Below are 5,598 nucleotides of genomic sequence, written 5' to 3'. Positions count from 1 at the left end.
GGTCGGCCGGCGCCGGAGAACGTCGTCGCCTTCCCGGAGCCGGCACGCCGTCCGCGGCGGTGGCTGCGCTGGCTGCTCGCCGCCCTGGCGCTGGTGGGCCTGGTGGCCGGTGCCCTCGTGCTCTACTTCTCGCCGGTGCTCGCCGTGGACCGCATCGAGGTCGACGGCACCCGTCTGGTGGACCGAGGCGACGTCCTCGAGCGGCTGGAGCTGCTCCACGGGGTGCCGCTTCCCCAGATCGGGCGCGGACACGTCGCCGACCTCGCCGGAGACCTCCCGGGCGTCGAGTCGCTCGATGTCATCGCCGCCCCGCCGACCGGGCTCCAGGTGACGGTCCGGGAACGCCGGCCCGTTGCCGTCCGGGGCACGGACGGCGCCGCCCACGTGCTCATGGACGACGGCGCCGTGCTCCGCGAGGTCCCGCAGCGGGCGCTCGCGGGGAGCGTCTGGTCCCCGTCACCGCGGGCGTGCTGCGGGCGGACGAGCAGACGCGGCGGGCGGTCGCCGAGGCGGTCGCCGCACTCCCGGACGACCTCCGCGGGCGGATCGACCGCGTCGACGCCTCGGGGGCAGAGGCGATCGAGCTCTCCGTGGAGGAGGGTCCGGTCGTCCATTGGGGAGGCGCCGACCAGCCGCAGGTGAAGGCCGCGGTGGTGGAGTCGCTGCTCGACCGCACGGACGAGGACCCGGTCGGGGTGATCGACGTGTCCGTCCCTGACCGCCCCGTCACCCGCTGACCCCGTCGACGACCCGCCGGCGGTGTGACCTGTCGTCGCGGACCCGATCCCCCGAGTTCACAGGCGTGAAGTAGAGGGTGAAGGTGAAGGTCTGCGCGACGGCGTCCTGCCGCCCCTCGGGAGAGGCGTGCGACCCTACATCCGTTCAAGAATCACGTGAAGGTTGAAGCCGGGGCGCTCGATCCCGCGTCAATCCGCACCTGGACGCTTTGCGCCGGGGTCTGCCGTGGCGCTAACGTTGCCCTGAACGTCGGGTGGCTCCACGCCCCCCTCGGCCCCTCCGGGAAACCTTCAACCATTGGTCGAAGTCCTGGGGATCGGGAGGCGGTGCGGAGTCCTCGCACCCGGCACGGCGCCGACCCGCTCCGCGCCGGCACCGGCTCATATCGAGACTGAAGACAAGGGACTGAACACCGTGGCTGCACCCCAGAACTACCTGGCCGTCATCAAGGTCGTCGGCATCGGCGGCGGCGGCGTCAACGCCGTGAACCGCATGATCGAGGTCGGCCTGCGCGGCGTCGAATTCATCGCGATCAACACTGACGCGCAGGCTCTGCTGATGTCCGACGCCGACGTCAAGCTGGACGTCGGCCGCGAGCTCACGCGCGGCCTCGGCGCCGGCGCGAACCCGGAGGTCGGCCGGCAGGCCGCCGAAGACCACGCCGAGGAGATCGAGGAGGTGCTCCGCGGGGCGGACATGGTGTTCGTGACCGCCGGCGAGGGCGGCGGCACCGGCACCGGCGGCGCCCCCGTGGTCGCCCGCATCGCCCGCTCCCTGGGCGCGCTGACCATCGGTGTCGTGACGCGTCCGTTCACCTTCGAGGGCCGTCGTCGCGCAGACTCCGCCGAGAACGGCATCGACGCGCTGCGCGACGAGGTCGACACCCTGATCGTGATCCCGAACGACCGCCTGCTGTCCATCTCGGACCGCAACGTCTCCGTCATGGACGCCTTCCGCCAGGCGGACCAGGTCCTGCTGTCCGGTGTCCAGGGCATCACCGACCTCATCACCACGCCGGGCCTGATCAACCTCGACTTCGCGGACGTCAAGTCCGTCATGCAGGGCGCCGGCTCGGCGCTGATGGGCATCGGCCACGCGCAGGGCGAGGACCGCGCGGTCAAGGCGGCGGAGCTCGCCATCGCCTCGCCGCTGCTGGAGGCCTCCATCGACGGCGCCCACGGCGTGCTGCTCTCCATCCAGGGCGGCTCCGACCTCGGCCTGTTCGAGATCAACGAGGCCGCACGCCTCGTGCAGGAGGTCGCCCACCCGGAGGCCAAGATCATCTTCGGCACCGTCATCGACGACGCGCTGGGCGACGAGGTGCGCGTCACCGTCATCGCCGCGGGCTTCGACAAGGTGGACGTCACCTCCGCCCCGTCCGCCTACGGCTCCGGCCAGCAGTCGATCCCGGGCCAGTCCTCCATCGGCCAGCAGGGCTCCCAGCAGTCCGGCGGCCAGCAGGGCTCGCAGCAGTCCGCCGGCCAGCAGGGCTCGCAGCAGTCCGCCGGCCAGCAGGGCTCGCAGCAGTCCGCCGGCCAGCAGGGCTCGCAGCAGTCGCGTCCGTCCGTGCCGGGCACGGTCCCGCTGAACCAGGGCTCCCAGGGCGGCGTCGCGGGCAACTCCCAGTTCGGCGGCCAGGGTCAGTCCCAGGGCCAGCAAGGCTCCCAGCAGTCGCAGCAGCAGGCTCCGCGCCGCGCGCAGCAGGACCTGCCGACCGTCGTCGAGCCGGATCTCGGCTCGGGCGGCTCGGACCTGGACGTGCCGGACTTCCTGAAGTGATCTGAGACCGTGCACGACCACCTGCTCGGGTCGGAGGACGCCGCCGCGTCCTCCGGCCCGTTCGTGTTTCTTCGTGAGGCGGACGCCGGCGGAGGCCCGGTCCATGTGGCCTTCACGTCGGCGGAGGCCGGCAACCTCGCCTTCCACGTCCTGCCGGACGGCTCCGGTGCGGAGCGCGATTGGGCCCGCGAGGGAGTCGTCGGCGCGCGCACCCGGCTCGAGGAAGCGATGGGTGTGGCGCCGGGGTCCACGGCCTTCGTGGACCAGATCCACTCGGCGGACGTCGTGGTCGCCGACGGCAGCGGCTGGGCGACCGGACCGGTCCGGACCGGGGACGCCCTCGTCTGCGCGGACGGCTCGCAGCCGCTGGCGATCATGGTCGCGGACTGTCTGCCGGTCGTGTTCGCCGACCCCGTCACGGGTGCCACGGCCGTCGCCCACGCCGGTCGCCGGGGTCTGCTGGACGGCGTCCTGCAGAACACCCTGGACAGCCTGGAACGGCTCCGCCGGGAGCGCGGCATCTCCGCGGCCGCGGCCGTCGGGCCGATCCGCGCGTTGGATCGGCCCGGGGTGTCTGCGGCCGGTGCTACGAGGTGCCCGCGCAGATGCGCGACGAGTCCGTCGCACGGCTGCCGGAGGCCGCGGCGGAGACCTCGTGGGGCACCCCTGCACTCGACCTGCCCGCCGGGGCGCACGCCGTCCTCACGGCCCGTGGTGTCGACGTCGAACGCATCGACCGGTGCACCGTGGAGGACGAGCTCCTCTTCTCCCACCGCCGCGCCCCGGGCCGCGGCCGCTTCGCCGGACTCGTCTGGAGGACCCCGTGACCGACCCCCGCCCCGCCGTCACCCCCCGACCGTGCAACCGAGATCGCCGCAGGCCTGGAGCGGGTGACCGCCCGCATCGACGCCGCCTGCGCGGCCGCCGGGCGCGCGGACCGTCCCGCCCTGATCGCGGTGACGAAGACCCATCCGGCCGAGGACGTGGTCGAACTCGTCCGCCGCGGGGTCGCCGACGTGGGGGAGAACCGGGACCAGGAGGCCAGGCCCAAGGCGACGGAGGTGGAGCGGCTGTGCGCGGAGGCCGGCCTCGCCGTGCCCGCATGGCACTTCATCGGCCAGCTGCAGTCGAACAAGGCCAAGCACGCGGTGCGCTACGCCGCCGCAGTGCACTCGGTGGACCGCTCCTCCCTCGTGGACGCCCTGGGACGTGCGATGCAGGTCCGTGCCGAGCGCGCCGCCGCCGGGGAGGTGCCCGCGCGTGAGGACCTGGACTGCCTGATCCAGGTGGACGTGGACCCACGTCCGGACGAGGAGCGACCCACGGACGGCATCGGCGGCCGCGGCGGTGCCGCGCCGGAGGACGTCGCCGCGTTGGCGGCCGGGATCGCCTCCACGCCCCGCCTCCGCCTGCGCGGCCTGATGTGCGTGGCTCCGCGCGGCATCGAGCCGGCCAAGTCCTTCGCCCGCGCCGCACACCTCGCCGCACGCCTGCGGGAGGACCACCCGGAGGCCGCCTGGCTGTCGATGGGGATGACGGCGGACCTCGAGGCGGCGGTGTCGGCCGGGGCGACACACCTGCGGATCGGCTCGGACATCCTCGGGCGCCGCGCAGACCTGGGATAGCGTTGTCGCGACAGCGCGTCGACCACGCCGGCCTCGGGATCCCGTCGCCGGGCCGCGACGCCACCGACCGAATGGCCATGGCGGTGCCGCACCGTCCGCTCAGCGGGCCGCCCCTCCCCGAAGGAACTGACGCATGTCCGGTGCCCTGAAGAAGACGATGATCTACCTCGGCCTGGCCGACGGCGAGGAGTACGACGAGACCCCGCGTCCGGAGCCCCGCGAGCGCCGAGAGTCCGCCGCGGAGGAGCGCCCCGCCGCCCCGGCCCAGGCCCCTGCCCGTGAGCAGCGTCCCGCCGATGAGCCGCAGGCGCGCACGTCCTCGTCCGAGCGCGACCGCGATCCGCGTCCGGCCCGTGCCGAGGGCAGCCATCCGGCGTCGCCGGAGCAGGTCTCGCGCCCGTCCCGCGCGGAGGGCTCCGAGCAGGAGTACCGCGCCCCCGTCACCCCGATCAAGCGTGCCGCCGCGTCGGCCAGCGAAGGAGCCCCCGTGCGTACCCTGACCACCGTGCACCCGCGGTCCTACAACGACGCCAAGTCGATCGGCGAGGCGTTCCGCTCCGGGATGCCGGTGATCATGAACGTCACCGAGCTGGGGGACAACGAGGCCAAGCGTCTCGTGGACTTCTCCGCGGGCCTCGTGTTCGGCCTGCACGGCTCGATCTCCCGCATCACCAACAAGGTGTTCCTCCTGACCCCGTCCACCGTGGAGGTCATGGGCGAGGACGGCGAGGACGGCGGCGAGCACGGCGCCCTCTTCTCCGAGGACTGATCCGCCACGATGCCGCTGCTGCTCGCCGGGCTGTACATCCTCCTCACGGTCTTCCAGGCCGTGCTGATCGTCCGGATCGTGTTCGACGTCGTCACGTCGTTCGCCCCGCACTGGCGCCCGTCTGGGATCGTCCTCGTGGTCGCGAGCGCGATCTACGGCGTGACGGACCGGCCGCTGGGCGCCATCCGCCGCCGGCTCCCTCCGCTGAACCTGGGCGGCGTCCAGTTGGACATGGCCTTCCTGGTGCTGTTCTTCGCGGTGGTCGTCCTGAAGCTGATCGTCCGGGCCCTGGTCTGACCGACCCGCGGCCCCGTCCCCGCGCCGGTGGGCGACCGGCCGCCCGATGGTAGCCTGACGGACGGTTCCGGTCCGCCCCGGACCGCATGTCCGTCGCCTGTGGACCCTTCAGGGGTCCGTGCCGTACCCCGAAGGAGAGTCACCATGCCGCTGACGTGGGAGGACCTCATCAACAAGCAGTTCCGCCGCACCAAGTTCGCGGAGGGCTACCTGATCGAGGATGTGGACGACTACCTCGACGAGGTCTCCGGGGAGCTGCGCTCCCTGACGGCGGAGCGGGACGGGCTGCGCTCCGAGCTCAAGCAGGCCCGTGCCGAACTGGACGAGGCCCGCGCCGCGGCGTCCTCCGTCCCGCCGGGGCACGCCCCGGCCCAGGTCGCCCCCGCCCAG

Annotated in this window: 7 protein-coding genes and 1 pseudogene; all 8 read left to right on the top strand. The window is 73.3% G+C overall.

Going from position 1 to position 5,598, the window contains the following annotated elements; all coding sequences use genetic code 11:
• Positions 1–59 precede the first annotated feature (59 nt).
• A complete protein-coding gene (locus AC2W7A_RS08725; RefSeq protein ID WP_485991017.1) occupies positions 60–737 on the top strand; it encodes a cell division protein FtsQ/DivIB in 678 nt (225 codons plus the stop codon).
• Between the two features lie 415 nt (positions 738–1,152).
• Positions 1,153–2,517 carry a cell division protein FtsZ gene (ftsZ, locus tag AC2W7A_RS08720; protein WP_485991015.1) on the top strand — a complete coding sequence of 455 codons (1,365 nt, stop codon included), beginning with the start codon at positions 1,153–1,155 and terminating at the stop codon, positions 2,515–2,517.
• 228 nt (positions 2,518–2,745) lie between these two features.
• Positions 2,746–3,003: pseudogene (locus tag AC2W7A_RS08715) on the top strand (laccase domain-containing protein); the annotation flags it as partial.
• A gap of 119 nt (positions 3,004–3,122) precedes the next feature.
• Positions 3,123–3,344, top strand: coding sequence for a laccase domain-containing protein (locus AC2W7A_RS08710; RefSeq protein ID WP_485991014.1), 222 nt, complete (start codon positions 3,123–3,125; stop codon positions 3,342–3,344).
• Between the two features lie 42 nt (positions 3,345–3,386).
• Entirely contained in the window at positions 3,387–4,142 is a 756-nt protein-coding gene (locus AC2W7A_RS08705; RefSeq protein ID WP_485991016.1) for a YggS family pyridoxal phosphate-dependent enzyme, read from the top strand.
• Positions 4,143–4,275: 133 nt separating this feature from the next.
• A complete protein-coding gene (locus AC2W7A_RS08700; protein ID WP_485991013.1) occupies positions 4,276–4,911 on the top strand; it encodes a cell division protein SepF in 636 nt (211 codons plus the stop codon).
• Positions 4,912–4,920: 9 nt separating this feature from the next.
• Entirely contained in the window at positions 4,921–5,208 is a 288-nt protein-coding gene (locus AC2W7A_RS08695) for a YggT family protein (protein WP_485991012.1), read from the top strand.
• A 144-nt stretch (positions 5,209–5,352) separates the two neighbouring features.
• A partial coding sequence (locus AC2W7A_RS08690) for a DivIVA domain-containing protein (RefSeq protein WP_485991011.1) occupies positions 5,353–5,598 on the top strand: 246 nt, incomplete at its 3' end.

The organism is Micrococcus sp. LASM2_SD2 (assembly GCF_057364565.1).
Note: the sequence above shows the minus strand (reverse complement) of the source record. Positions and strands in the feature narration are given on the sequence as shown.

Excerpts from the sequence above, each read along its gene's own strand:
- AC2W7A_RS08700 (WP_485991013.1), top strand. The coding sequence starts at position 4,276 with ATGTCCGGTGCCCTGAAGAAGACGATGATCTACCTCGGCCTGGCCGAC.
- AC2W7A_RS08695 (WP_485991012.1), top strand. The coding sequence starts at position 4,921 with ATGCCGCTGCTGCTCGCCGGGCTGTACATCCTCCTCACGGTCTTCCAG.
- AC2W7A_RS08710 (WP_485991014.1), top strand. The coding sequence starts at position 3,123 with ATGCGCGACGAGTCCGTCGCACGGCTGCCGGAGGCCGCGGCGGAGACC.